Source organism: Ralstonia sp. 22111, assembly GCF_052045895.1.
GTDB lineage: Bacteria > Pseudomonadota > Gammaproteobacteria > Burkholderiales > Burkholderiaceae > Ralstonia > Ralstonia wenshanensis.
Window position 1 is genome coordinate 1,285,009 of record NZ_JBQEPR010000001.1, and the last position, 26,657, is coordinate 1,311,665.

27 protein-coding genes and 3 tRNA genes are annotated in these 26,657 nt (G+C 61.8%); 28 read left to right on the top strand and 2 right to left on the bottom strand.

Annotation, left to right across the window (positions count from 1 at the left end; translation table 11 throughout):
* Positions 1-89: 89 nt before the first annotated feature.
* The 22 genes from ACTJK4_RS06030 to nagZ all read left to right on the top strand — a co-directional run bounded on the left by ACTJK4_RS06030 (position 90) and on the right by nagZ (position 19,819).
* Positions 90-626, top strand: a complete 537-nt coding sequence (locus tag ACTJK4_RS06030; RefSeq protein ID WP_440816735.1) for a YceD family protein — start codon at positions 90-92, stop codon at positions 624-626.
* 116 nt (positions 627-742) lie between these two features.
* Positions 743-922, top strand: a complete 180-nt coding sequence (gene rpmF / locus ACTJK4_RS06035) for a 50S ribosomal protein L32 (protein WP_003268823.1) — start codon at positions 743-745, stop codon at positions 920-922.
* Positions 923-1,112: 190 nt separating this feature from the next.
* Positions 1,113-2,174, top strand: coding sequence for a phosphate acyltransferase PlsX (plsX, locus tag ACTJK4_RS06040; protein WP_232042399.1), 1,062 nt, complete (start codon positions 1,113-1,115; stop codon positions 2,172-2,174).
* 36 nt (positions 2,175-2,210) lie between these two features.
* Entirely contained in the window at positions 2,211-3,191 is a 981-nt protein-coding gene (locus ACTJK4_RS06045; protein WP_440816739.1) for a beta-ketoacyl-ACP synthase III, read from the top strand.
* Between the two features lie 32 nt (positions 3,192-3,223).
* Positions 3,224-4,153: an ACP S-malonyltransferase gene (gene fabD, locus ACTJK4_RS06050; protein WP_232042401.1), complete on the top strand. Its 930-nt coding sequence runs from the start codon at positions 3,224-3,226 to the stop codon at positions 4,151-4,153.
* Between the two features lie 14 nt (positions 4,154-4,167).
* On the top strand, positions 4,168-4,917 hold the full coding sequence (gene fabG, locus ACTJK4_RS06055; protein WP_045204394.1) for a 3-oxoacyl-ACP reductase FabG: 750 nt from the start codon (positions 4,168-4,170) through the stop codon (positions 4,915-4,917).
* Positions 4,918-5,102: 185 nt separating this feature from the next.
* Entirely contained in the window at positions 5,103-5,342 is a 240-nt protein-coding gene (gene acpP, locus ACTJK4_RS06060) for an acyl carrier protein (RefSeq protein WP_004635650.1), read from the top strand.
* Positions 5,343-5,455: 113 nt separating this feature from the next.
* Complete coding sequence (gene fabF, locus ACTJK4_RS06065; RefSeq protein ID WP_232042402.1) at positions 5,456-6,688, top strand: beta-ketoacyl-ACP synthase II; 1,233 nt, start codon at positions 5,456-5,458, stop codon at positions 6,686-6,688.
* A gap of 600 nt (positions 6,689-7,288) precedes the next feature.
* Positions 7,289-7,888, top strand: coding sequence for an RNA polymerase sigma factor RpoE (rpoE, locus tag ACTJK4_RS06070; protein WP_004635646.1), 600 nt, complete (start codon positions 7,289-7,291; stop codon positions 7,886-7,888).
* Between the two features lie 107 nt (positions 7,889-7,995).
* Positions 7,996-8,628, top strand: a complete 633-nt coding sequence (locus ACTJK4_RS06075; protein WP_440816744.1) for a sigma-E factor negative regulatory protein — start codon at positions 7,996-7,998, stop codon at positions 8,626-8,628.
* 11 nt (positions 8,629-8,639) lie between these two features.
* Positions 8,640-9,737, top strand: a complete 1,098-nt coding sequence (locus ACTJK4_RS06080; protein ID WP_260804244.1) for a MucB/RseB C-terminal domain-containing protein — start codon at positions 8,640-8,642, stop codon at positions 9,735-9,737.
* 83 nt (positions 9,738-9,820) lie between these two features.
* Positions 9,821-11,332: a DegQ family serine endoprotease gene (locus tag ACTJK4_RS06085; RefSeq protein WP_316868713.1), complete on the top strand. Its 1,512-nt coding sequence runs from the start codon at positions 9,821-9,823 to the stop codon at positions 11,330-11,332.
* Positions 11,329-11,604, top strand: a complete 276-nt coding sequence (locus ACTJK4_RS06090; protein WP_440816747.1) for a glutaredoxin family protein — start codon at positions 11,329-11,331, stop codon at positions 11,602-11,604. Before ACTJK4_RS06085 ends, ACTJK4_RS06090 begins: the two co-directional genes overlap by 4 nt.
* A 217-nt stretch (positions 11,605-11,821) precedes the next feature.
* Entirely contained in the window at positions 11,822-13,621 is a 1,800-nt protein-coding gene (gene lepA / locus ACTJK4_RS06095; protein ID WP_232042407.1) for a translation elongation factor 4, read from the top strand.
* Between the two features lie 30 nt (positions 13,622-13,651).
* Positions 13,652-14,545 carry a signal peptidase I gene (gene lepB / locus ACTJK4_RS06100; protein ID WP_027677750.1) on the top strand — a complete coding sequence of 298 codons (894 nt, stop codon included), beginning with the start codon at positions 13,652-13,654 and terminating at the stop codon, positions 14,543-14,545.
* 62 nt (positions 14,546-14,607) lie between these two features.
* Complete coding sequence (locus tag ACTJK4_RS06105; protein WP_092971570.1) at positions 14,608-14,976, top strand: DUF4845 domain-containing protein; 369 nt, start codon at positions 14,608-14,610, stop codon at positions 14,974-14,976.
* A gap of 1 nt (position 14,977) precedes the next feature.
* The gene (rnc, locus tag ACTJK4_RS06110) at positions 14,978-15,748 is read left to right on the top strand and encodes a ribonuclease III (protein WP_004635630.1); all 771 of its coding nucleotides are present in this window, start codon (positions 14,978-14,980) and stop codon (positions 15,746-15,748) included.
* A gap of 8 nt (positions 15,749-15,756) precedes the next feature.
* Positions 15,757-16,695 (top strand): GTPase Era, encoded by a 939-nt coding sequence (era, locus tag ACTJK4_RS06115; RefSeq protein WP_440816753.1) that lies wholly within the window; start codon positions 15,757-15,759, stop codon positions 16,693-16,695.
* A 31-nt stretch (positions 16,696-16,726) separates the two neighbouring features.
* On the top strand, positions 16,727-17,548 hold the full coding sequence (recO, locus tag ACTJK4_RS06120) for a DNA repair protein RecO (RefSeq protein ID WP_316868718.1): 822 nt from the start codon (positions 16,727-16,729) through the stop codon (positions 17,546-17,548).
* The gene (gene pdxJ / locus ACTJK4_RS06125) at positions 17,545-18,336 is read left to right on the top strand and encodes a pyridoxine 5'-phosphate synthase (RefSeq protein WP_232042410.1); all 792 of its coding nucleotides are present in this window, start codon (positions 17,545-17,547) and stop codon (positions 18,334-18,336) included. The genes recO and pdxJ overlap by 4 nt, the downstream gene beginning before the upstream one ends.
* On the top strand, positions 18,333-18,773 hold the full coding sequence (acpS, locus tag ACTJK4_RS06130) for a holo-ACP synthase (RefSeq protein ID WP_316868719.1): 441 nt from the start codon (positions 18,333-18,335) through the stop codon (positions 18,771-18,773). Before pdxJ ends, acpS begins: the two co-directional genes overlap by 4 nt.
* Complete coding sequence (gene nagZ / locus ACTJK4_RS06135) at positions 18,770-19,819, top strand: beta-N-acetylhexosaminidase (protein ID WP_440816757.1); 1,050 nt, start codon at positions 18,770-18,772, stop codon at positions 19,817-19,819. Before acpS ends, nagZ begins: the two co-directional genes overlap by 4 nt.
* Before the next feature lie 75 nt (positions 19,820-19,894).
* On the opposite strand, the gene efp is transcribed toward nagZ, so the two are convergent.
* Together efp and earP are read right to left on the bottom strand one after the other, a co-directional pair.
* Positions 19,895-20,464: an elongation factor P gene (efp, locus tag ACTJK4_RS06140; protein ID WP_024542043.1), complete on the bottom strand. Its 570-nt coding sequence runs from the start codon at positions 20,462-20,464 to the stop codon at positions 19,895-19,897.
* Between the two features lie 122 nt (positions 20,465-20,586).
* Entirely contained in the window at positions 20,587-21,780 is a 1,194-nt protein-coding gene (gene earP, locus ACTJK4_RS06145; protein ID WP_414560413.1) for an elongation factor P maturation arginine rhamnosyltransferase EarP, read from the bottom strand.
* Positions 21,781-21,871: 91 nt separating this feature from the next.
* On the opposite strand from earP, the gene uvrC reads away from it, so the two are divergent.
* From uvrC to ACTJK4_RS06175, 6 genes are all read left to right on the top strand, one after another.
* Positions 21,872-23,845: an excinuclease ABC subunit UvrC gene (gene uvrC / locus ACTJK4_RS06150; RefSeq protein ID WP_440816760.1), complete on the top strand. Its 1,974-nt coding sequence runs from the start codon at positions 21,872-21,874 to the stop codon at positions 23,843-23,845.
* Positions 23,846-23,912: 67 nt separating this feature from the next.
* Positions 23,913-24,488, top strand: a complete 576-nt coding sequence (gene pgsA / locus ACTJK4_RS06155; RefSeq protein WP_232042414.1) for a CDP-diacylglycerol--glycerol-3-phosphate 3-phosphatidyltransferase — start codon at positions 23,913-23,915, stop codon at positions 24,486-24,488.
* A gap of 135 nt (positions 24,489-24,623) precedes the next feature.
* Positions 24,624-24,699 (top strand) — tRNA-Gly (locus ACTJK4_RS06160).
* A gap of 53 nt (positions 24,700-24,752) precedes the next feature.
* A tRNA-Gly gene (locus tag ACTJK4_RS06165) sits at positions 24,753-24,828 on the top strand.
* 92 nt (positions 24,829-24,920) lie between these two features.
* Positions 24,921-24,994 (top strand) — tRNA-Cys (locus tag ACTJK4_RS06170).
* A 239-nt stretch (positions 24,995-25,233) separates the two neighbouring features.
* A complete protein-coding gene (locus ACTJK4_RS06175; protein WP_392397790.1) occupies positions 25,234-26,466 on the top strand; it encodes an MFS transporter in 1,233 nt (410 codons plus the stop codon).
* Positions 26,467-26,657: the final 191 nt, after the last annotated feature.

The following is a 26,657-nucleotide window of genomic DNA, read 5'->3' on the forward strand; positions in this document are numbered from 1 at the left end:
ACCGAGCGCCCAGGCGCAAGGTGTCGGGCGCTGCAGGGCGGTCAATCCGATTCGCGCACCAACAGCAACGCGTATAGCAGGTTCGATTCGTGGATTTTCGTGCATTCGATCTTTTCGCGTTCATTCGCGCGGGTGAGTCAGCAAGCGGCACGGTCCATCTGACCGATATGCCCCGCCTGCTGGCCGAGCAAGCCGCCGATGCCCCGGCTGACGCCAACACGCAGTTCCGTTGGCACCTGCAGGGTCTGGTGCGCGAGGAGGCTACCGCCGGCCAGTTGCCCCGCCAGCGTCTCTTCGTGGATCTGGAAGTGGATGGGGTGGTCTGGCTGCAATGCCAGCGCTGCCTCAAAGCGTACGAGCAACCTCTGCCGGTGCGCACGCGCCTTGAGGTCATGCGCTCGGAAGCCGAGGCCGACGCTGCTCCGCTGGATGACGATGAGGCCGATGTCATCGTCGGCTCGCGCAGCTTTGATCTGATCACACAGATTGAAGATGAGTTGTTGCTGACGTTGCCGGTGTCGCCGCGCCATACAGTCTGCCCGGATGAGGTGCTGCCGGAAGAGGCTGAAGCTGAAAAGAAGCCATCGCCGTTCGCGGTGCTGGCCAACCTGAAGACCAAACATTAGGCGTGCGCGAACATTCGCGCGCGCTGATGGCAGTACGTTTCACACGCCTACCGGAATGGCTACGCTCCGGCTCCGTGTGATGTGATAAAATTGATCAAATTGCTTAGGAGTCAGTCATGGCTGTTCAACAAAACAAGAAGTCGCCGTCCAAGCGCGGCATGCATCGTTCGCACGATTTCCTGACGACGGCCCCGATCGCTGTCGAGCCGACCACCGGCGAAGTGCACCTGCGTCACCACGTGAGCCCGAACGGCTACTATCGCGGCCGCAAGGTTGTGAAGACCAAGAACGACTGATGCGATTTGCCAGTTTTCTGGCAAGCGTGTTGGGCTGGTCTGAACGCACAGGTTCATGATGCAAGCGAAAAAGCGGCAAGCCAATTTGCCGCTTTTTTGTTGAGCGAAATTCGGCAATGCGTGTACGGGTTTGTGTACCATACGCGCGCCAACGGCCGGAGCCGCACGTGAAACCGCAACTCAGACTCGCATGACCATCAAGCTTGCCATCGACTGCATGGGTGGTGATCACGGCGTTGGCGTGACAATCCCTGCAGCGATCCATTTTCTCGCTGCGCACGAAGACGTCGAAATGCTGCTCGTCGGGCAGTCCGATGCCATCGCGGCGCAGCTCAAGCGACTCCACGCTACCGCGAACCCGCGCGTTCACATCGTTCCCGCCTCCGAGGTGGTGTCGATGGACGATCCGGTCGAGGTGGCGCTGCGCAAGAAGAAAGATTCTTCAATGCGCGTGGCCATCAATCAACTCAAGGAAGGCGCAGCTCAGGCGTGCGTTTCCGCTGGTAATACCGGCGCATTGATGGCGGTGTCGCGTTATGTTCTCAAGACGCTGGACGGCATTGACCGCCCGGCCATCGCTACCGCCATCCCGAACGAGAAAGGTGCCGGTACCACCGTGCTGGACCTTGGCGCCAATGCCGACTGCGAGCCCGAGCACCTCCTGCAGTTCGCGCAGATGGCCTCGGCGATGGTGTCGGTGGTTGAGCAGAAGCCTCGCCCGACGGTCGGGCTGTTGAACATCGGCGAAGAAGTCATCAAGGGCAACGAGGTCGTGAAGCAGGCAGGCGAGCTACTGCGTGCTTCCGACCTGAACTTCTTCGGCAACGTTGAAGGCAACGACATCTTCAAGGGCACGACCGACATTGTCGTGTGTGATGGCTTTGTCGGAAACGTGGCGCTCAAGAGCACCGAAGGCCTGGCCAAAATGATCGGTGAGATGCTGCGCCAGGAGTTCAGCCGCTCGTGGTTCACGAAGCTGCTCGCCGTCGTGGCGCTGCCGGTATTGACGCGTTTCAAACGACGCGTGGACCATCGGCGCTACAATGGCGCCGCGCTGCTCGGCCTGCGTGGTTTGGTCATCAAGAGCCACGGCTCGGCCGATGCCTACGCGTTCGAGTGGGCCATCAAGCGTGCCTACGACGCTGCGGCTAACGGCGTGATCGCCCGCATTGCGCAGGCGTTCGAATCGCACCATGACGCAGCGGGCGCTGCGCCGGTCTCCACTTCCACTCCGGCTGCTGACGCTGCTTGAACGCGTCGCTCCCGAGAGAGATTTACCCCACCGCACATGACACGTTTCGCAAGGATCATCGGTACGGGCAGCTACCTGCCGCCCAAGCGGGTCACCAATGACGAACTGGCTGCCCAATTGGCCGAGAAGGGTATTGAGACGAGCGACGAATGGATCGTCTCGCGCAGCGGCATCAGGGCGCGTCATTTCGCCGAACCTGATGTTACGTGCAGTGACCTCGCAGTAAAGGCAGCTGAGCGTGCGATCGAAGCCGCCGGTATCGATCGTTCCGAGCTCGACTTGATCCTGGTGGCGACATCCACACCGGATTTCGTGTTCCCGAGCACAGCTTGCCTGGTGCAGCAAAAGCTCGGCATCACCAACGGCTGCCCTGCGTTCGACGTGCAGGCCGTGTGTTCCGGCTTCGTTTACGCGCTGGCGATCGCCGACAAATTTATCCGCTCGGGTGCGTACCGCAACGTCCTCGTGATTGGCTCGGAAGTCTTCTCGCGCATCATCGACTTCAGCGACCGCACCACTTGCGTGCTGTTTGGCGATGGCGCTGGCGCCGTGGTGCTGCAGGCTTCTGAGGAGCCGGGCATCCTGTCGACTGCGCTGCATGCTGACGGTAGCCACGCCAACATCCTGTGCGTGCCGGGCAACGTTGCGGCAGGCGCAATTCAAGGCAGCGCCTTCCTGTACATGGATGGTCAAGCTGTCTTCAAGCTGGCCGTCACGGTGCTCGACAAGGTTGCCCGTGAAGCACTTTCGGCGGCGGAGCTCGATGCCTCGCAAGTCGATTGGTTGATCCCGCACCAGGCGAACATCCGCATCATGCAGGGCACGACCAAGAAGCTGGGCCTCTCGAACGAGCGCCTGATCGTGACCGTCGACGAGCACGGCAACACATCGGCTGCCTCGATTCCCCTGGCGCTCGACGTTGCTGTGCGCGACGGCCGTATCCAGCGCGGTCAGCACGTGATGCTCGAAGGCGTGGGCGGCGGCTTTACCTGGGGCGCCGCGCTGCTGCGCTTCTGATCGACGAATTTCCAGAACGAACAATACGAGCCATGACATTCGCTTTCGTCTTCCCCGGCCAGGGTTCGCAATCGGTCGGCATGCTCAATGCGTTTGCCGATCATCCCGCCGTGGCGGCCACGCTGGCCGAGGCGTCCGACGCGCTGGGCCAGGACATCGGCAAACTGATCGCCGAAGGCCCCGCTGAGGAACTGAACCTGACGACCAACACGCAGCCCGTCATGCTGACGGCAGCGGTTGCCGTCTATCGTGCATGGCAGGCTGCCGGCGGCCCAACGCCGACCGTCGTGGCCGGCCATAGCCTTGGCGAGTATTCGGCGCTGGTCGCCGCTGGCGCCATCGCGTTCAAAGACGCTGTACCGCTGGTGCGTTTTCGCGCCAAGGCGATGCAGGAAGCCGTGCCAGTGGGCGAGGGCGGCATGGCTGCGATTCTCGGTCTGTCGGACGATGACGTGCGCGCAGCATGCGCCGAAGCTTCCGTCGCGGGTGTGGTCGAAGCCGTGAACTTCAACGCGCCTGCCCAGGTGGTGATCGCCGGTGCCAAGGCGGCCGTCGAGAAGGCTTGTGAAATCGCCAAGGCCAAGGGCGCCAAGCGGGCGCTGCCGCTGCCGGTGTCGGCGCCGTTCCACTCGTCGCTGCTCAAGCCGGCGTCGGATCGTCTGCGCGAGTATCTCGCCAGCGTGACGGTCAGTGCCCCGGTGATCCCCGTCATCAATAACGTGGATGTGGCTGTGGTGAGCGACCCGGCCGCCATCAAAGATGCGCTGGTGCGCCAGGCAGCATCGCCGGTACGCTGGGTTGAGACGGTCCAGAAGATGAAGGCCGACGGCATTTCCCGCGTGGTCGAGTGCGGGCCTGGCAAAGTGCTGGCCGGTCTGGTCAAACGTATCGATGGCGAGATTGTCGGCGACGCAATCTTCGATCAGGCGTCGCTGGAAGCCGTGCTGGGCCAACTCAAATAATCAACGGGATTCGTATGACCCAAGCATTGAACAATCAGGTTGCTCTCGTCACCGGTGCTTCGCGCGGCATCGGCCGCGCCATTGCGCTGGAACTGGCGCGCCAAGGTGCGACGGTGGTCGGTACGGCCACGTCGGAAGCCGGCGCGCAAGCCATCACCGCGTACTTTGCCGAAGCTGGAGTGAAGGGTTCGGGTGTGGTGCTCAACGTGAATGATGCGGCGCGCTGCGAGGCGGTCATCGACGAAACCATCAAAACGCATGGTGGCCTGAACATCCTCGTCAACAATGCCGGCATCACGCAGGACAACCTTGCGATGCGTATGAAGGACGAAGAGTGGGTGTCGGTCATCGACACGAACCTCTCGGCTGTGTTCCGACTGTCGCGCGCCGTGTTGCGCCCGATGATGAAGGCGCGCGGTGGCCGCATCATCAACATCACTTCGGTCGTCGGCTCCGCCGGCAACCCGGGGCAGGCGAACTACGCAGCGGCCAAGGCTGGCGTGGAAGGTATGGCTCGAGCGCTGGCGCGTGAGATCGGTAGCCGGAACATCACGGTAAACTGCATCGCTCCGGGCTTTATCGATACCGACATGACGAAGGTCCTGTCGGAAGAGCAACATACCGCACTGAAGGCGCAGATTCCGCTGGGCCGCCTCGGCGCGCCCGAGGACATCGCCAGCGCGGTTGCCTTCCTGGCGTCACCGGCGGCGGGCTACATTACGGGCTCGACGCTGCACGTCAATGGCGGCATGTACATGGGATAAGGAAGCCGTCCCGGCGGCGGGTGTGCGGGCTTTGCGTATGTACAAAATCCCGCGCGATCGCTGATTTAACTGGCTTTTAGCATCATGTTGGGCGCATTTTTTGCATGGATTCCGGCGCGGTTTTTCGCCGCGCAAACCTGCTAGAATGCGCGCACTTTTTGTCGAATACTTCCCTGGAGGGTTAAATGGACAACATCGACGCACGCGTTAAGAAGATCGTTGCAGAGCAACTCGGCGTGGCCGAAGCAGACATCAAGAACGAATCGTCGTTCGTGAACGATCTGGGCGCGGATTCGCTCGATACGGTTGAGCTGGTGATGGCTCTGGAAGACGAGTTCGGTATGGAAATCCCGGACGAAGAAGCCGAGAAGATCACCACGGTGCAGCAAGCCATCGATTACGCGACCGCCCACGTCAAGGCGTAAGCGTCAATCGATCTCTTGACATCGCGGGCCACAGAAAGGGCGGTTGTCCGGTTTGACCGGGTGGCGCGTTTTCTGTGGCCTTTGTCGCTGATACAGAGTTGCAGGAAAGCATAGTGAGCCGTCGTCGCGTAGTGGTAACCGGCCTGGGGCTGGTCTCTCCGGTAGGGAACTCGGTCGCCGAGGGGTGGGCCAATCTGGTCGCCGGCAAGTCCGGGATCGCCACCGTCACCAAATTCGATCCGTCGAACCTGGCCGTGCATTTCGCGGGTGAGGTGAAGGGCTTCAACGCTGAGGATTACATCCCGGCCAAGGAAGCCCGCAACATGGATACCTTCATCCATTACGGCATCGCTGCCGGCGTGCAAGCGCTGAAGGACAGCGGGCTGGAAGTGACTGAAGCCAATGCGGAGCGCATCGGTGTGCTGGTGGGTTCGGGTATCGGCGGTTTGCCGATGATCGAAGAAACGCACCAGACCTACGTTGATCGTGGCCCGCGCCGGATTTCGCCGTTCTTTGTGCCGGGTTCGATCATCAACATGATCTCTGGCCATCTGAGCATCATGTTCGGCTTGAAGGGCCCGAACCTGGCAGCCGTCACCGCTTGCACGACGGGTCTGCACAGCATTGGCCTGGCCGCGCGCCTGATCCAGGCCGGCGATGCTGACGCGATGGTCGCCGGCGGTGCCGAATCGACCGTGTCGCCGCTCGGCATCGGCGGCTTTGCCGCAGCCCGTGCGCTGTCCACGCGCAATGAGGATCCGGCTACTGCGTCGCGCCCCTGGGACAAGGACCGTGATGGCTTCGTCCTGGGCGAGGGTGCGGGTGTGATGGTGCTGGAAGAGTACGAATCGGCCAAGGCACGTGGCGCCACGATCTACGCGGAAGTCGCAGGCTTCGGCATGAGCGGGGACGCGTTCCACATGACGGCGCCGAACATGGACGGCCCACGTCGTTGCATGCTTAATGCACTGCGCGATGCAGGCATGAATGCGGATCAGGTCCATTATCTGAATGCGCACGGCACGTCCACGCCACTGGGCGATAAGAACGAGTCCGAAGCAATCAAGGCGGCATTCGGTGATCATGCAAGCAAGGTTGTCGTGAATTCCACCAAATCCATGACCGGCCACTTGCTGGGTGGGGCGGGTGGTCTGGAGTCGGTGTTCACGGTTCTGGCGCTGCACAATCAGGTGTCGCCGCCGACCATCAACATCTTCAACCAGGATCCCGAGTGCGATCTCGATTACTGCGCCAACACCGCGCGTGACATGAAGATCGACGTGGCCGTGAAGAACAACTTCGGCTTCGGCGGGACGAACGGTACGCTGGTGTTCAAGCGCCCATAAGGCAGAGCGGCACGTAGCCTTACGGCGCGTGCCGCTTCGTTTTTGCCTTGGTTGTCCAGCACATTGTCTTTCCAGCGTCGTATCGGCGATTGTGCGCGATCACTCGATTTGGCATGGCAGCCGTTGTCTGCTCGGTTGTTTGCTGGGCGATCAAAACGTGGGGCGCGGCATTGCCTTGGATTACATGGGGCGTCATCAGCGGGTTGGCGATGGCAGCTTGCCTTCCTTTGATGGTGAACCGTTCGCCGCTTGCGATGGAACTGATGTGGCGCGCTCGTCTCAAACAAGACGGAGAGCCCGGCCAAGCTGTATGGCAAGTCCGATTGAAAGCGGCAGTAGCGATCCAAAATGCGCCTCTGTTATGGTCGTGGCCGCTCGGAGAGCGCATCTTGGTCCTTGGTGTCGCGCGTCGGGGGTGGTGTCCGCAGATTTTTGTGCTGATGCCGCCGTGGTTTTCCGCCAGGACGCTACGTCGTATGCGAAGTCTGTTGCGCCTGGGGCCTCCGCGGGTGGCCTCCCAGGTGTCCGGTGTGTCGTAGGTAAAATACAACGTTTCCAAGTCACAAAAACTCAAGGCGATACACTGCAGGTGAAGAATCCGTGAGCGAACGCGAAGCCGACCAGATCCTCGTCGAGCGCGTCCAGCAAGGCGACAAGCGAGCGTTTGAGCTGCTGGTGGTCAAGTACCACCGGAAGATCATTCGGCTCGTCTCGCGCCTGATCCGTGACCCGGCCGAAGTCGAGGATGTGGCACAGGATGCCTTTATCAAGGCATACCGTGCGTTGCCCCAATTTCGGGGGGAATCCGCGTTCTATACGTGGCTGTATCGCATCGCCGTCAATACGGCCAAGAACTACCTGGCGACTCAGGGACGGCGCCCGGAATCGTCCAGCGACATCGACACCGAAGAGGCTGAAACTTTTGCCGACGGTGAGCTACTAAGGGATATCAATACGCCAGACTCCATGCTGCACACCAAGCAGGTGGCCGAAACGGTCAACCGTGCAATGGAAGCGCTGCCCGAGGAATTGCGGACCGCAATAACACTCCGGGAGATCGAGGGTCTGAGCTATGAGGAAATCGCTGAAGCGATGGAGTGCCCGATCGGCACGGTCCGGTCCCGCATCTTCCGGGCGCGCGAGGCGATTGCCGAGAAATTGCGCCCCCTGCTGGGAACAGTGGAGGGCAAACGGTGGTAGCCAGCCGATATGACAAGCCGGCGGCCGCATGCGGCTGCGAACGGTGAAACCTCGGGAAGTCTTCTCTCGGATCGTTGATTGGACGTTGGAGTTTTTGGGGTCGGGAAATGGGTCAGGCTCAATTGCAAACGGCAGAAGCGGAGTTCGCACAACGCATCTCTGCCTTGATGGACGGTGAAGTCGCAGCGCACGAGGCGTCGGCTGCCGTGGAACTTGCCAAGGATGGCGAGGGCGCGGGGCATTGGCGCGAATATCAACTGATCGGCGATGTGCTCCGGTCGGAAGATCTGCTGAACACGCGTTCCTCTGAAGATTTCCTCAGCCGGTTCCGTGCCAAGCTCGACGCGGAACCGCATCTGCTGGTGCCGGCGGTGGCGCAGCGCGCCAAAACTCAAGAGAGGCAACGCTTCCTGGTCAGCCCTGCTTGGGTCCGCCGGATCATGCCTACGACCGCCGTGGCAGCGGCGGTGGCGGCCGTTAGCTGGGTCGTCGTGCCGCAATTGCGCGGTCCTGCTGATGGCGCAGACGGCTCTCCCGCTTTGGTCGCCAAAGCGACGCAAGCTGCTGGTGCACAGGCACTGACCGTTGCGGCAACTGACAATACGCCGATGATTCGCGACGCCCGTCTGGATGAGTACCTGAGCGCCCACCGGCAATCAGCGACCAACGGTATGGTGGTTCCGTATCTGCGTGCAGTGGCCAATGGGGTGGCGAACACCCAGGACTCCAATCAGGAATAATGCGGGCATCCATGTCGAAGGTGTGGCACCCCGTTGCCGGGGCAGGCGCCCGCAAGCTTCAGGCCGTTCGTCGGTCGATTTTTCTTCTTCTGTGTGTTTCGGCGCTGGCGACAGCTGCGCAGCCGCAGCCCGATCCCATGCCGCGCAAGGAGGCCGCCTCCTGGCTAGCAAAAATCCATCGCGCAGCGCTCAAGCAGAACTATGTCGGCACGCTGACGTATCAGCGCGGCAACGGCATGCATTCCACCCGCATCCAGCATTACGCTGATCTTTTCAACAACGAGTACGAGCGCGTCGAAGCGCTGGACGGTAAGCAGCGAGAAATGCTGCGCCACAATGACGTCGTCCGGAATCTGATTTACGACGTCAAACTCGTTGTGACCGAGAAGCAGGAACACAAGGACAGCTTTCCCGCGTTGCTCGCCACCACCAATGGCGATGTGCTTGATCAATACGACATGCGCCACCTGCCGGCAGAGCGTGTCGCAGGCATGGATTGCGAAGTCTTCCAGCTCGATCCGAAGGACGGCTACCGTTATGCCTACCGAATCTGGGCGGAGCGCAACAGTGGTTTATTGATGCGCGCTCAGACCATTGGTGAAGACGGCAAGGTGCTTGAACAGGTTGCCTTCTCGCAAGTTGAGTTGGGTGTGCCGTCGGAAAAGCAGAAGATCGTCAATGCGCTCAAGAACCTGAGCGGCTGGAATCAATATGAGATCGTGACCCAGCCGACCAACCTGGCCGAGCAAGGTTGGACGATTGGCAACCCCGTCAAGGGTTTTCAGAAGATCCGTGAGGTGCGTCGTCCGCTGGGCGATATTGCACCGGCTGGCAAGCACGGCTCCGGTTTCGAAGTCCAGCAGGTCGTGTTTAGTGACGGGTTGGCAGGCCTGTCGCTCTTTATCGAGCCGGTCTCTGAAAAGCGTACGCGCCGCGAAGGCTTTATCTCGCAGGGCGCTACCCATGTGATGGTGCGACGTGTTGCCGATTTCTGGCTGACGGTCGTGGGCGAAGTCCCATTTGCTACCATCAAGCAGTTTGGCGCAGCAGTCGACTACAAGCCGGTGTCTGCCAACGCGACCAACAAGCCGGCAAGCTCGCCGCAGTAGCCACAGAGCCGGCGTCTGTCTTGGATGCGCGACGTGATCGCGCAATGCCATTTCTCTATCTGTTCTTGTTCCGGGGAGCTTTCATGCGTACCGCTCGATCCGTTCACGCCTTGCGTCTTTTGTGCGTTGCCGCTGCTGTGGCGGTTGGGAGCGCACTGGCGCCGGCCCACGCACAGAACGCCACGGGTAGCGTGGCTACGGGCACGTATGGCCTCCCCGATTTTGCCGATCTGGTCGAGAAGGTGAGCCCCGCTGTCGTCAACATTCGGACAACCGAGAAGGTCCGTATGCAGCAGGGTGGTCCGAACGATGACGACATGGCCGAATTTTTCCGCCGCTTCTTCGGGGTACCGATGCCGGGCATGCCTGGGCAGGGCCAGAAGCGCCGCAACGCGCCGCCGCAACAGGAAGAAGAGCAAAGCCGTGGTGTTGGGTCTGGCTTCATCATCTCGGGCGATGGCTACATCCTGACCAACGCGCATGTAGTGGAAGGTGCGGAAACCATCTATGTCACGCTGATCGACAAGCGCGAGTACAAGGCCAGGCTGATCGGCCTGGACAAGCGTACCGACGTGGCGCTCGTCAAGGTTGAAGCGGGCGGTCTGCCGAGCCTGAAGCTCGGTGATTCCGACAAGGTTCGCGTGGGCGAGTGGGTGCTCGCGATCGGTTCGCCGTTCGGTCTGGACAATACGGTGACAGCTGGCATTGTGTCCGCCAAGGGGCGCGATACGGGCGATTACCTGCCGTTCATCCAATCTGACGTAGCCGTCAACCCAGGTAATTCGGGCGGCCCGCTGATCAACCTGCGAGGCGAGGTGATCGGCATCAACAACCAGATTTATAGCCAAAGCGGCGGCTACATGGGCATCTCGTTCTCGATTCCGATCGACGAAGCGATGCGTGTGGCTGAGCAGTTGAAGGCGACAGGGCGCGTGACACGTGGCCGCATCGGTGTGGCAATCGACAACGTGCCGAAGGATGCGGCTGAGTCGCTGGGTCTGGGCCGTGCGCGCGGCGCCTATGTCGGCAATGTCGAATCGGGCGGTCCGGCGGACAAGGCCGGTATCGAGGCCGGTGACATCGTCTTGAAGTACAACGGCCGCGATGTCGAGAAGGCCGGAGACTTGCAGCGCCAAGTCGGCGAGACCAAGCCGGGCACGCGCGCTACGGTGCAGGTCTGGCGCAAGGGCGCGACGCGTGATCTGACTGTGACGGTCGCCGAGTTGCAGGCCGATACCAAGGTGGCGCAGCGCACCAAGGGCGCGCAGCCTGATAACAGCCAGCAGGGCCCGGGGAAGCCGAATGCGCTGGGACTGGTGGTGGCCGACTTGTCTGACGGCGCGCGTCGCGAGTTCAAGACGAAGAGCGGCGTTGAAGTGCAGGTCTCTGAAGGGCCGGCGGCGCGTGTCGGCATTCGACCGGGTGACCTGATTCTGCGCGTCGGTGATACCGATGTGTCTAGCGCCAAGCAGTTCAACGAGGTGGTCGCCAAGCTCGACAAAAACCGCATGATTGCGGTGTTTGTACGCCGTGGCGATGCGACCCAGGTGGTGACGCTGCGCCCGAGTGCGGCCCGTTCAGGTAGCGGCCAGTGATTGAGTTGACGCTCTACGGGCGCACGTATTGCCATTTGTGCGACGACATGAAGAACGCGCTGGAGCTGCTCCGGCGCGGTTTTTCTTTTGTGCTGCACGAGGTGGACGTCGACAGCGATCCAGCGCTGGAAGCGCGGTTTGACGAGTTGGTCCCCGTGCTGATGACGGGTGCCCCAGAGACACCGCCCGAAGACGCGCGTGAGCTGTGTCACTACTTTCTCGACGTGCCTGCCGTGCAGGCGTGGCTTGCAGCACAGACGGCGCCCAACTGACGCCACGCCGCTGCCGCAAAAAGAGGCGCGGGAAGCCCTCTGAAATCCGGTAAAATCGCCTGTTAGCGCCGATTTTTGCATTGCACGATTTTTTGTGCCGCAACCTCGGCTTGGAACCCAATATCTCCCGCCGGCGCAGCCAACGCGCGTCGGCCATGCCGGAACCGCTCGCGCTCCCGGCAGACGCGCCCGGGACGGGCGCTTTTCGACGCATTCGATGGACAATATCCGCAATTTCTCGATCATCGCCCACATCGACCACGGCAAATCGACGCTGGCCGATCGCATCATCCAGTTGTGTGGCGGGCTCTCCGACCGCGAGATGGAAGCCCAGGTGCTGGACTCGATGGACATCGAGAAGGAGCGCGGCATCACCATCAAGGCCCAGACCGCAGCGCTGTCCTACAAGGCACGCGACGGCAAGGTCTATAACCTCAACCTGATCGACACCCCGGGGCATGTTGACTTCAGCTACGAAGTCAGCCGCTCGCTGTCCGCATGCGAAGGTGCTTTGCTGGTGGTCGATGCTTCCCAAGGTGTGGAAGCGCAAACCGTCGCCAACTGTTACACCGCCATCGAGCTGGGCGTGGAAGTTGTGCCAGTGCTCAACAAAATCGACCTGCCTGCGGCCGATCCGGACAACGCGATCCAGGAAATTGAAGACGTCATCGGCATCGACGCGACCGACGCTACGCGCTGCTCCGCCAAGACCGGCGTAGGCGTGGCCGACGTGCTGGAAGCGCTGATTGCCAAGGTGCCGGCGCCCAAGGGTGACCCGGCCGCGCCGCTGCAAGCGCTGATCATCGACTCGTGGTTCGACAACTATGTCGGCGTGGTGATGCTGGTGCGTGTGGTGAACGGCACGCTGCGCGCCAAAGACAAAGTCCTGCTGATGGCAACCGGTGCGCAGCACTTGGTGGAGCAGGTGGGCGTGTTCTCGCCGAAGTCGGTGCCGCGCGAATCCTTGTCTGCCGGGCAGGTAGGCTTTGTCATCGCGGGCATCAAGGAACTGAAGGCTGCCAAGGTGGGTGACACCATTACCCACGTTGCACCGCGCAAGGCCGAGGCGCCGCTGCCGGGCTTCAAGGAAGTCAAGCCGCAGGTGTTTGCCGGCCTGTATCCAGTGGAAGCCAACCAGTACGAAGCGCTGCGCGAATCGCTGGAAAAGCTCAAGCTCAACGACGCGTCGCTGCAGTACGAGCCGGAAGTGTCGCAGGCACTGGGTTTCGGCTTCCGCTGCGGCTTCCTTGGCCTGTTGCACATGGAGATCGTGCAGGAGCGCCTGGAGCGCGAGTTCGACATGGATCTGATCACCACCGCGCCCACGGTGGTCTATCAGGTGCAACTGCGCGACGGCACGATGGTGCAGGTGGAAAACCCCGCCAAGATGCCCGCGGACCCGAGCAAGATCGAGGCGATTCTCGAGCCGATCGTCACGGTCAATCTGTACATGCCGCAGGATTACGTGGGTGCCGTGATTACGCTGTGCGAGCAGAAGCGCGGCTCGCAGATCAACATGAGCTACCACGGTCGCCAAGTCCAGCTCACGTATGAGATCCCGATGGGCGAGATCGTGCTGGACTTCTTCGATCGGCTGAAATCCGTTTCGCGCGGTTATGCGTCGATGGATTACGAGTTCAAGGAATACCGCGTGTCGGACGTGGTCAAGGTCGACATCCTGATCAACGGCGACAAGGTCGATGCGCTGTCCATCATCGTCCACCGTTCGAACGCCACATATCGTGGCCGTGAAGTGGCCGCCAAGATGCGCGAGATCATTCCGCGCCAGATGTACGACGTGGCCATCCAGGCAGCCATTGGCGCCAACGTGATCGCCCGCGAAAACGTCAAGGCACTGCGCAAGAATGTGCTGGCCAAGTGCTACGGCGGTGATATCTCGCGCAAGAAGAAGCTCCTCGAAAAGCAGAAAGAGGGCAAGAAGCGCATGAAGCAGGTTGGTACCGTTGAAATTCCGCAAGAGGCCTTCCTGGCCATCCTGCGCGTCGAAGAAAAATAATCCAGACATCGCTCGGACGATCTCTCATCCATGAACTTCGCCCTGATTCTGTTTGTTCTCGTCGTCCTCACCGGTATTGCGTGGGTGGCTGACAAGCTTGTGTTTCAGCGCCAGCGTCAGGCGGCTGCGGCCGCGGCACTGGCTGAATTTGATGCGCGTGCGCAGGTGCAAGCGCAGTACGGCGGCGGTGGCGACATCGGTGCCGCGCGTTTGCAACTGGCTGAAGACAAGTTGCGCCAGCCCTGGTGGCTGGAGTACACCGCCAGTTTCTTCCCGGTGATTGCCGCAGTGTTCCTGCTGCGCTCGTTCGTGATCGAGCCATTCAAGATTCCGTCGGGTTCGATGATTCCCACGCTGCAGATCGGTGATTTCATCCTCGTCAACAAGTACACGTATGGCATTCGTTTGCCCATCGTGAACAAGAAGATCGTCGAGTTGAATCAACCGCAACGCGGCGACGTGATGGTCTTTCGTTATCCGAAAGACGAGTCGATGGACTACATCAAGCGCGTGATCGGCGTGCCCGGCGACGTGGTCAAGTACGACAATAAGCGCCTGACCGTGAACGGCCAGCCGGCCACCTACGCACCGCAATCCGATTACCTCGACGGCGAGCGCTTGACGTACTCCAAGCAGTATCAGGAGACGCTGGGCAACGTGACCCACAACATCCTGAATGACGCCGACCGCCCAGCTTATGTTTCCGGGCCGGACGATTTTCCCTTCCGCGAAAACTGCACTTACAATCAGACCGGTTTCACCTGCAAGGTACCTGCAGGTCACTATTTCATGATGGGCGATAATCGCGACAACAGCGCGGACTCCCGCTATTGGGGTTTCGTGCCGGACAAGAACATCGTCGGGAAAGCGTTCTTCATCTGGATGAACCTGGGTGACCTGAAGCGGATCGGTGCTTTTCATTGATCCCATAAGTGACGCAAAAATCTCTTATGAAAACTCGGCGATTGCAAAACGGGGGAAATGCAATGCGAATTCGTCAGGCCGGTCTGAAACGCCCGTCGCGCGGGATTACGATGTTCGGCATCCTGATCGGCATCATTGTGCTGATCACGTTTGTGTTGCCGGCCATTCGATCCGTCCCAAGCCTGATGGAATACCAGGCCATCACGCGCGCTGTGAAGCAGGCGCGTGAGCGTGCAAGCACGCGCGAGGAAGTGGCCAATGCCTTTGACAAGCAAGCCGCGATTGACGACATCACGTCGATCAAGGGTGAAGATCTGGAAGTGCTGGACGGGGGCGGCTCCATCCAGGCGGTGCGTTTCTCGTACAAGCGCGAGATCCCGTTATATGGCCCCATCGGTCTGGTGATCACCTATTCGGGGACCCAGCGTTGACATGAGTCTGGATGCACTACAGCAACGTCTTGGCTACCGCTTCAGCAAACCAGAGTTGCTGCAGCAGGCGCTCACCCATCGCAGCCACAGTGCGATGCATAACGAGCGCCTGGAATTTCTTGGCGATTCAATCCTGAATTGCGCCGTCGCCGACATGCTCTACGGCATGTTCGGCAAGCTGGACGAGGGCGATCTCTCGCGCGTGCGGGCCAATCTGGTCAAGCAACAGGCGCTGTATGAGATTGCACAGATGTTGCAGTTGCCCGATGCCCTGCGTTTGGGCGAAGGTGAATTGAAAAGCGGTGGTTTCCGCCGGCCTTCCATCCTGGCTGATGCGCTCGAAGCGATTTTCGGGGCGGTGTTCCTCGACGGCGGCTTCGATGCTGCCCGCACGCTGATCCGCAAGCTCTACATCCCGATCCTTGAACAAGTTGACCCGCGCACGCTGGGCAAGGATGCCAAGACGCTGTTGCAGGAGTACCTCCAAGGTCACAAGATTGCGTTGCCCTTGTACACGGTGGTTGCCACCCACGGCGCGGCGCATAATCAGCAATTCGAGGTCGAGTGCTCGATCCCGAAGCTGGAGATTCGCGTCTCCGGCAGCGGGGCATCGCGGCGCGCGGCCGAACAATCGGCGGCCAAGCTGGCCCTGGATGAAGCGCATCGCCTGGTGCCGCAGCTCGTCAAGCGCAGTCGCGCCGAGCGCACCGGCAAGACGCGCAAGCAGGCTACGCCGCCCGATCCGCAGTTGTCTCTCAGGTTGAAGGAATAATCAGGTAAATGAGCGACACCCCCTTGCAGCCTCCGCAGCCAGAATCTGGTGTGCCGGAGGGGTTCCGCTGCGGCATGGTCGCCATTGTTGGGCGGCCGAACGTGGGCAAATCCACGCTGATGAATGCCCTGGTGGGCCAGAAAGTCAGCATCACGTCGCGCAAGGCGCAGACGACGCGCCACCGCATCACCGGCATTCAGACGACGGATGACGCGCAGTTCGTCTTCGTCGATACGCCGGGCTTCCAGACGCGTCACGCCACGGCGCTGAACCGTTCGCTGAACCGCGCGGTCACCTCCACGCTCACGTCGGTGGATGCCGTGTTGTTCGTGGTTGAAGCGGGGCGCTATGGCCCGGACGACGAGAAGGTGCTCTCGCTGCTGCCGCGCGAGACGCCCGTGATCCTGATCGTCAACAAGGTCGACCGGCTCGACGCTTACACGCGCGCCGAGATGGTCGCCGTGTTCCTGCAGGACATGGCACAGGTGTTTCCGTTTGCCGAAATCGTGCCGATGTCGGCCAAGAACCGTGACGACATCGACCGCTTGCTCGGCATCGTGCGCTCGTACCTGCCGGAAGGCGAACCCATGTACGACCCGGAGGCGCTGACCGATCGGAGCGAGCGCTTCCTGGCCGCAGAAATCGTTCGCGAGAAGGTGTTCCGCTGGACTGGCGACGAACTGCCGTATTCCAGCACGGTTATCGTCGACAAATTCGAGACCGAAGGCCGCCTGCGCCGCGTATTCGTGACCATCCTCGTCGATCGCGACGCGCACAAGGCGATGATCATTGGCGCGAAGGGCGCCAAGCTCAAGCAGATCTCCACCGAAGCCCGCATGGACATGGAAAAACTGTTCGACGGCAAGGTGTATCTCGAGGTCTGGATCAAGGTCAAGAGCGGTTGGGCCGACAACGAAGCCGGCCTGCGCGCCTACGGCTACGAGTAACCGCCTAACCGGGCCACTCTACACACGCTCGATGGCGGGACGATCCGATCCGATTCCGGACGAAGCCGCGGAATGGCTCGCCGAGGAAAGCGTAGCCGGCGCCGCGCCGCGCAAAAGCTTTCCTGCCGGGCGTTCCGAAACACGCGTTGCTGCGCAGCCGGCCTTCGTGCTGCACAGTTACCCGTATCGGGAAACCAGCCTCATCATCGATGTCTTCACGCCGGACTATGGGCGCATGGCCCTGGTCGCCAAGGGGGCCAAGCGACCGCATTCGGCCCTGCGTGCGGTGTTGCAGACGTTTCAGCCGCTGTCGCTTTCCTGGAGCGGGCGCGGTGATGTGCGCACGCTGACCCGTGCCGAGTGGGTGGGCGGCATGCTGCCGCTGGGCGGGGAGGGGCTGCTATCCGGTTTCTATCTGAACGAGCTGCTCGTCAAGTTCGTCGCCCGCGAAGACGGGCACCCGGTACTGTTCGCACATTACGTCGAAACGCTCAATAAGCTGGCCCATGGTGAACCTGCTGCCTTCACGCTGCGCGCGTTCGAACGTGTGCTATTGAGGGAGACCGGTTTTGCCGCGCAGCTCGATCGCTGCATCGACGGTGAGCCCGTGCAGGCAGACGCCGAATATGTCTATCACCCGGAGCGCGGCATTCGGCGGACACTGCCGAGCGATCCATCGTCCTGGCCTGTTTTGCGGGGCCAGACGCTGATCGACATGGAGCGCGACGATTACGCCTCACGTCCAGCGACCGCGCAGCAAAGCCGCAGCCTGATGCGTTTCCTGCTGCATTATCATTTGCATGGCACGCCGCTTTCGACGCGCCAGATCCTGATCGACTTGCAGAAACTATGATCTTTCATGCCTCGCCGGGAATCATCGACCTGGGCATCAACATCGACCACGTCGCCACGCTGCGCAACGCGCGCGGCACCACTTACCCGGACCCGATCGCCGCGGCGCTGCTGGCTGAAGAAGCCGGCGCTGATCTCATCACGCTGCACCTGCGCGAAGATCGCCGCCACATCAAGGATGCCGATGTGCGCGCGCTGCGGCCGCAGCTGCGCACGCGCATGAACCTGGAGTGCGCCGTCACGCAGGAGATGCTCGACATCGCGTGCGACATCGGCCCACAGGATGTCTGCCTCGTGCCCGAGCGCCGTCAGGAAGTCACCACCGAGGGCGGTCTGGATGTGGTGGGCGGTTTTGCCAAGGTGCAGGCTGCCTGCAAGCAACTGGCCGATGCAGGCATCCGCGTGTCGCTGTTCATCGATCCGGATGCCGCACAGATCGAGGCTGCAGCCGCTGCCGGTGCGCCCGTCATCGAACTGCACACGGGCCGCTATGCCGAAGCGACGGACGATGCCGAGTTGCGGGCGGAACTCGTCCGCATCGAAACGGCGGTGGAAGAGGGCATCCGCTGGGGCGTGCGCGTGAACGCCGGCCACGGCCTCCACTACACGAACGTGCAGCCGATTGCGGCCCTTGCTGGCATTCACGAACTCAACATCGGCCACGCCGTCGTTGCGCATGCGGTGTTTGCCGGCTGGCAGAACGCAGTGCGTGAGATGAAGGCGATCATGGTTGCGGCCCGGCTGTCGTCCACGACGCCGGCGGCCGCTCACCCCGGCGTGCCCGTATGAACGAACGCGCCGCCGCCGCGGCGTCCGGTGCGATTTACGGCATCGGCACCGACATCATCCAGATCGAACGCGTCGAAGGCGTGATGCAGCGGACCCACGGCCGCTTCGCCGAAAAGGTGCTGGGGCCCGATGAGCTGCGCGTCTACCATGCCCGCAAGGCGCGCTCGGAGCGCCGCGGGCTCGCGTTTCTTGCCACACGCTTCGCCGCCAAGGAAGCCGTGTCAAAGGCCATCGGCCTGGGCATGCGCTGGCCCATGACGTGGCGTGCGGTGCAGACGCTCAATTTGCCATCCGGCCAACCGGTGGTGCGCTACAGCGGTGAACTGGCCGACTGGATTGCGCAGCACGGCCTTCATATCCAGATCAGTGTGACGGACGAACGCGACTACGCGGTCGCCTTCGCCGTCGCCGAGTTGCAAACCAAATCCTCCGCATGACTCAAACCAAGAAGCAGAAGCACCCCGGCCCGATCGTTCTGGATGTTGCCGGCCTTGAACTTGGCCCCGACGATGTTCGCCGCATTGCCCATCCGTTGACGGGTGGCGTGATCCTGTTCGCGCGCAACTTCGAATCGCGCGCGCAATTGACCGCGCTGACGCAGGCCATTCGCGCGATTCGGAGCGACGTGCTCATTTGCATCGACCACGAAGGCGGACGCGTGCAGCGCGCCAAGACCGACGGCTTTACGCACCTGCCCGCCATGGGCGCGCTGGGCAAGCTCTGGGACACCGACGTGCTGGCCGCCACGCGCGCTGCCACGGCTTGCGGCTACGTGCTGGCCGCCGAACTGCGCGCGTGCGATATCGACCTGAGCTTCACGCCCGTGCTCGATCTCGACTATGGCAGCAGCAGTGTGATCGGCGATCGCGCGTTCCATCGCGACCCGCGCGTGGTAACCATGCTGGCCAACCACTTGACGCTGGGCCTGCGCTTGGCCGGCATGTCGAACTGCGGCAAGCATTTCCCCGGCCACGGCTACGTCCAGGCGGATTCGCACATCGCTGTACCGGTGGACGAGCGTCCGCTGGAGGCCATCGTCGCTGACGACGCGCAGCCGTACGGGTGGATGGGAATCGGTCTGCAGTCGGTGATGCCGGCGCACGTGATTTACTCGGCCGTTGATCCGAATCCGGCGGGCTTCTCTCGCTTTTGGCTGCAGGACATGCTGCGCGCGCATTTCAACTTCGACGGCGTGATCTTCAGCGATGACCTGAGCATGGAAGGCGCGAGCGTAGCCGGCACGGTCGTCGACGGCGCGCGAGCGGCGCTCACGGCCGGCTGCGACATGGTGCTGATCTGCAATGCCTCGGAAAAGGCCGATCAACTGCTCGGCGAGTTGGATGTGCCGATGGGCAAGGCGTCGCAGCGGCGCGTGCGTCGGCTGTTTGGCGGTCGTGCCGTGAAGGACTGGACGAAGCTACAACAGCAATCGGCTTACAGGCAGGCGCTGCGTACGTTGCGCGAGGCGAAACTCATCAAGTAGCGTCGAAACGCCAAGAAGATTGATCGCAAAAGAAAAGGCTCCCGAGGGAGCCTTTCTTCTTGCTGCGACGCCAGCTTACTTGGCGCGGCTACGGTACTCGTCGGTACGCGTGTCGATTTCGATCTTCTCGCCGATGTTGCAGAACAGCGGGACCATGATCGTGAATTCTTCGTTGTCGTTGATGCGAGCCGCCTTCAGAACCTTGCCCGACGACGTGTCGCCCTTGACGGCGGGTTCGGTGTAGACGATTTCGCGGACAACCGTGGTCGGCAGTTCCACCGAGATGGCGTTCTCGTTGTAGAACGTCACTTCGACCTTCATGCCGTCTTGCAGGTAGTTCAGTGCGCTGCCCATGGCGGCGGGCTCAACGTTGTACTGTTCGTACGTGACCGGGTCCATGAACACGTACATCGTGCCGTCGAAGTAGGAGTACTCGGCTTCCTTCTTCTCCAGGATGACTTGGTCCATCTTGTCGTCGGCGTTGAACACCGACTCGCCGCCTGCGCCCGTCAGCAGGTTCTTGTACTTCATCTTGACGACGGCGCCCGAACGGCCCGAACGGCTGTACTCGGTCTTGAGCACGACCATCGCGTCGTTGCCGATCATGAACACGTTGCCAGCGCGGAGTTCTTGCGCGATTTTCAAAGCCATTTCAAATTTCCTGAGAGTAAGAGGGTTCGATGCGCGCCAAGCAACGAAGCACCGCGCGATACCCTCCGGGCCGCGCGAACCAGGTCAGAGCCGGGGGTCGCATACAGATCAGCCCGCTATTTTACCTGTTTTTCGCAAAATGCCACCAAATTCGCGGCGAGATCGCCTAGTTGCATCAAGCTTTGCTCCCACGTGACGGCTCGTGCGCGCAGGTGCTCCGCGGTGGCAGCAAAGTCCGCCCAGTTGAGTGACGCCGGCGCACCATTCCAGGCGTGCCAGAAGGCGATCAGCGCTTTGGCATCGGCCTCTGTCAGGGCGGGGGTATAGCGGGCCAGAAATGCGTCCAGCTTCGTGAGGTGCACGTCGTCGCTTTGCGGGTAGATGTGCCAGACAAAGGGCTTCAGCGCCCATTGAGCCCGTACGAACGAGTCTTCCCCGCGCACGAAGTTGATGTCGCAAGCCCAGAGCAGCGGGTCGTAATGCTCCTGCGGCACGAATGGCACGACGGCTACGCTCAGGTTGCCGCGCGTCCATCGGGCGCCTGTCTTGGCGCCACCGGCGTCACCCAGTAGCTCGGCGATCTGCTGGGCGGCCAAGCCCTCCGGGACCAAGCAGATCACCGGTTGGGGCGATGCTTCCCATTGAGCGACCAGCGTTGGCAGCGCCGGGTTGGCATAGGCGAACAGGCTCACTCGCAGGGCGTCAGGGTTGTCGCGCATCACGTCGTCGACGCCGAGGCGGTGCCACAACGCCTGGTGGGCGGCGGGGCTTGCCTCGAACGTCTTGCGTTGGGCGCCAAGATGCGATTCTCGCAGTACGCCGCCGGTGTTGCGCGCAAAACCGGGGAAGAAGAAGTGTTTGACGAGCGGCAGTCGCAGATGTGGCGACTGCATCGCGTGATGCTCGGCCACCCAGTTCTCGGCGCTCAGGTATTCCAGGTTGATCCAAACCGGTGCCATGCCTTGGGATGCCCGCTCGGCCATGAACGTCAGCACTGGCTCCGGGACAGCGCATGCGAACGCGCCAATCACCACGTCGTGCAACGCGGGGTGCGCATCGGCGGCGAGGAGATTGGCGACCTGCGCATCGTCCATCCATTGGCGAATATCCACGCCTGAAACGCGCTGTGCCTCGGTTTTTGCGTCGACAGCAGGGCAGATCTTTTCGAACGAACGGAGATCGTCCACCCACAGGCGGACCGTATGGCCGTGCTCCTGTACAAGCTGGCGGGCCAGGCGCCAGCAGACGCCAATGTCGCCGTAGTTGTCGACGACGCGGCAGAAGAGATCCCAGGATGTGATGGTGCGCATGCAGGAAGGCCAGCCGGGCAACGAAGAAGATGGGCCGACATTGTAGTCGGCGGCTTGTTCTACACTGACGGCCTCTGATCCCGCGAACGCCATGTCGTCCGACCCCACGCAACCCCAGCCCCCTGAGACGCCCGAGAGCGTTGAGCCCAGCGCGCCCGCAACTGTGCCCGAATTCGACGCGAAAGCGCACATCGCGCGCCTGCCGAGCCTGCCGGGCGTGTATCGCTACTTTGATGCGCAGGGCAACGTGCTCTATGTGGGCAAGGCACGCGACCTCAAGAAGCGGGTGTCGAGCTACTTCAACAAAACGCTGCTTTCACCGCGCATCGCGATGATGGTGGCGAAGATCGCGCGCATCGACACCACCGTGGTGCGCAGCGAGGCTGAAGCGCTGCTGCTCGAGAACAACCTCATCAAGGCGCTGGCGCCGCGCTACAACATCCTGTTTCGCGACGACAAGTCGTATCCGTATCTGAAGCTCACGCATCACGCATATCCGCGCATGGCGTATTACCGCGGCGCGACCGATCGCAGGCACCAGTACTTCGGGCCATTCCCGAGTGCGCATGCCGTGCGCGAGAGCATGCAGATCCTGCAGAAGGTGTTCCAGCTCCGCACGTGCGAAGACACGGTCTTCAACAACCGCACGCGGCCGTGCCTGCTGCATCAGATCCATCGCTGCAGCGGCCCGTGCGTGCAGGCGATCAGCGCAGAGGATTACGCGCGTGACGTCGCCAATGCGGCCGGCTTCCTGCAAGGCCGTCAGGACGAGGTCATGCAGACGCTGCAGGACAAGATGCAGCGCTACGCCGAGTCGCTGGCGTTCGAGCAGGCCGCCATCGTGCGCGACCAGATCGGCGCGTTGTCGACGGTGCTCAAGCAGCAGTCTGTGGAAGAAGTCGGCCACGCCAGCGACATCGACATCCTGGCCGTTGCCATCAAGGGCGGCCACGCCTGCGTGAACCTCGCGATGGTGCGCGGCGGGCGCCACCTGGGTGACAAGGCTTACTTTCCAACGCACGTGGAAGAGGGTGCCGCGATTGTCGGCGTGGATGTGGAAGCCGACGGCGAGCCGGCGGCAGAAGCGCCGCGCGATGCCGAACGCATGGCCAGCGACATCCTCGAAGCCTTCGTTGCGCAGCACTATCTCGATCAGTTTGTGCCGCCGGTTCTGGTGGTCAGTCATCAGATTCACGCAACCGAGCTGATCGACGCGTTGGCCGAGCAGGCCGGGCGCCGCGTTTCGGTTGTGCGCCAGCCGCAGGGCGGGCGCCGCGCATGGCTCGAGATGGCGGAGAAGGGCGCTGAGCTGTCGCTGATGCGCCGGCTTTCCGAGCAAGGCAGCCAGCAGGCCCGCACGCTCGCGCTGGCCGAGACCATCGGCATTGATCTCGAAGACCTTGCTGCGCTGCGGGTCGAGTGCTTCGACATCAGCCACACCGCTGGCGAAGCCACGCAGGCCTCGTGCGTGGTCTTTCACAGCCACGCCATGCAAAACAGCGAATACCGCCGCTACAACATCCAGGACATCACCCCCGGTGACGACTACGCGGCCATGCGGCAAGTTCTCACGCGCCGCTACCAGAAGATCGTCGAGCAAGCTGGCGAGGACGCCCCCAACATGCCGAGCATCGTGCTGATCGACGGCGGCAAGGGGCAGGTGGAAGTCGCGCGACAGGTCTTTGAAGAGCTGGGGCTGGATATTGGATTGCTCGTCGGCGTGGCCAAGGGCGAGGGACGCAAGGTCGGCCTGGAAACGCTCATCTTTGCCGATGGCCGTCCGTCACTGGAGCTGGGGCAGGGCAGTGCCGCGCTGATGCTCGTCGCGCAGATTCGCGATGAAGCGCACCGCTTTGCCATCACCGGCATGCGCGCCAAGCGGGCCAAGGCGCGCAACACGTCACGGCTGGAAGAGATCGAAGGCATTGGCGCAAAGCGTCGGCAGCGTTTGCTGGCGCGCTTTGGTGGCCTGCGTGGCGTGATGGCGGCGAGCGTCGATGAACTTGCCACGGTGGAAGGCATCTCGCGGACCCTGGCCGAAGAAATCTACCGTCAGCTGCATTGATCGGCGACAATGCCCCATCTTGTCGCGTGGGTCCGAGCTTGCGCGGCGGTTGTCCTCTCGATTTGCCATGCCTTTCAACTTCCCGATCCTCCTGACCTGGTTGCGTGTGGCCATGATCCCGCTGGTGGTGGGCGTGTTCTACGTGCCGGACACCTGGATGGCACTGCCTGCCAAGAACCTGACGGCTGCGGTGTTTTTCATCGTCGCAAGCCTCACCGATTGGTTCGACGGCTTTCTTGCTCGCCGCTGGAACCAGACCTCCGCCTTCGGGGCCTTCCTCGATCCCGTGGCCGACAAGCTGATGGTGGCCGCGGCCCTGCTGGTGCTGCTGTCATTGGGCCGCGTGTCAGACGTCATCGCGCTCGTCATCATCGGCCGCGAGATCACCATCTCTGCCCTACGTGAGTGGATGGCCCAAATTGGCGCGTCGAAGAGCGTGGCCGTGAACTTCCTCGGCAAGCTGAAGACGACCTTCCAGATGATTGCGATTCCGTTGCTGCTGTTCGAGGGCCGCCTGTTCGACATGATCGACGCGCAGGTGTGGGGCACGTGGCTGATTTACGTGGCGGCGGTGCTTACGCTGTGGTCGATGGCGTACTACATGAAGCTCGCCTGGCCGCAGATTCGCGAGCGCGCAAAATGAGGCTGTAAAAACTCTTGCGCAAAACTGTTGACGAGGATGATTCTTCTTTGCCATAATCTCGTTCTCGCGTTGCAGTGATGTGACGCAAACGGTCTGGCAGCACAAAGGTTGTACGGCAGTGCTGGTAGCCAAAATGCGGGAATAGCTCAGTTGGTAGAGCGCAACCTTGCCAAGGTTGAGGTCGCGAGTTCGAGCCTCGTTTCCCGCTCCAGTTTGAAATATGTGGCCGTGTTGATGTGATGGCGCGGCGGCATAACCGGTTACGCGGGAATAGCTCAGTTGGTAGAGCGCAACCTTGCCAAGGTTGAGGTCGCGAGTTCGAGCCTCGTTTCCCGCTCCAATCCCGAAGGGAAGCCTTGCTTCCCTTTTTCTTTATCGGCACGGCAAGCACGCGGTTCTCCACGAATTGCTACAATGCGGTGCTGAGCCCCTGGCGGGGTAGCAAAGTGGTTATGCAGCGGCCTGCAAAGCCGTGTACGCCGGTTCGATTCCGGCCTCCGCCTCCAGAACGCAAAAGAAAAGCCCCGACTGGTTCGGGGCTTTTTGTTTTTGCATCGTGCGCGATGCGCGTGCTTCGGGCTGAGCGTTCCTCGCCGTGCATTCTTCTGTTTGGACAGCGCACACCTCAGCGTTGATGCAGCCGCCATCGGCGTCGCCAGCCAATCCCTTCAGCCAAGTGGTTGCATAAGAAAACCAGGTTGCCTAGACTCAAGTGGTTTTAAATTAAAACCAAATGAGGTAGCAGATGCCCCCTGATTGTGTTGCCGAGCATTCGTCTACCGGGCGTGCCAGTCCCTCCCGGGTGTTGCCGCACGCGTGGGTTGCCATGCTGGCGCTTTGCGCAGCGGCTAGCGTATCGAACGTCTACTTTGCCCAGCCGCTGCTCGAACCACTGGCCCGTGACTTTGCGCTCAGCGATGCCTGGGCCGGCGGCATCATCGGTGCAACGCAGGCTGGCTGCGCACTTGCCCTGGCGCTAGTCGTGCCGTTAGGGGATCGCTGGCCGCGCAAGCCGCTGCTTCTGGTGCAGCTCGTCTTGCTCACGCTGGCGTTGCTCGCGGTAGCACTTGCACCGGTGCGCTGGTGGTTGCTGCTTGGCATGTTTTCGGTTGGTTTGCTGGGCACAGCGATGACGCAAGGACTGATCGCCTGCGCCGCCGCGTTGGCGCAATCGGCGGAGCGCGGGCGTGTGGTGGGTGCGGTGCAGGGTGGGGTCGTGATCGGTCTCTTGCTGGCGCGCGCCGGGGCGGGCTTGATTGCGGATGCCGCAGGCTGGCGTGCCGTCTATATGGTGTCAGCCGGTCTCTCGGCAGCGATGCTGTTTATGCTCTGGCGCTCACTACCGGCACCGCCGACTGCGCTTTCGCCCATGAGATATACGGCGCTCCTGCGCTCGATGTGGCAACTTCTGATGACCGAACGTGTGTTGCAGGCGCGCGGCCTGATCGGTTTGTTGATGTTCGCGGCGTTCAATGTCTTCTGGAGCGCGATGGCGCTGGCTCTGAGTGCGCCGCCCTATGCGTTCTCGCCGGCAGGCATTGGAGCATTCGGTTTGGTCGGTGCGATTGGTGCGGTGGCTGCCGCGCGAGCCGGGCATCTGGCGGACCGTGGTTGGGCGCAGATGGCGACGGGCGTCGCCTTGGGTTTGTTGCTGCTCGCGTGGTGGCCGCTCGGTCTCGGATTGCAGCATCTGGCGTGGTTGATCGCCGGCGTGATTCTGTTGGACCTGGGTGGGCAAGCGGTGCACGTGCTCAACCAGAGTCTGATTTTTCGCTTGCAGCCAGAGGCGCACAGCCGGCTGGTGGGCGCCTACATGCTGTTCTATGCGGCGGGCAGTGGGTTCGGAGCGGTGACTTCGACGCTGGTGTATGCGTCGGCCGGCTGGTCAGGGGTGTGTGTTCTGGGGGCCGCTCTCAGCTTGGCGGCGCTGGTGTTCTGGGCGGCGACCGCGGCTTGGACGCGCAAGCGAGACAGCTAGCGGCAGGTTCTGCAACGAGGACCTGGAGGCAGCGTATACCCGGTAGGGCCTCCAGCCCGTTGGTCGGCTCCTATACTTCCTGAGGCCTCGCACCTTGTAATGGCGCGATAAAAAATGATAGAACGCCAAGGAAACCCGGCTCTGCGCTTAGCTTTTCACAATTGTTTGCAATATGACAAAGGCGGCCTTTT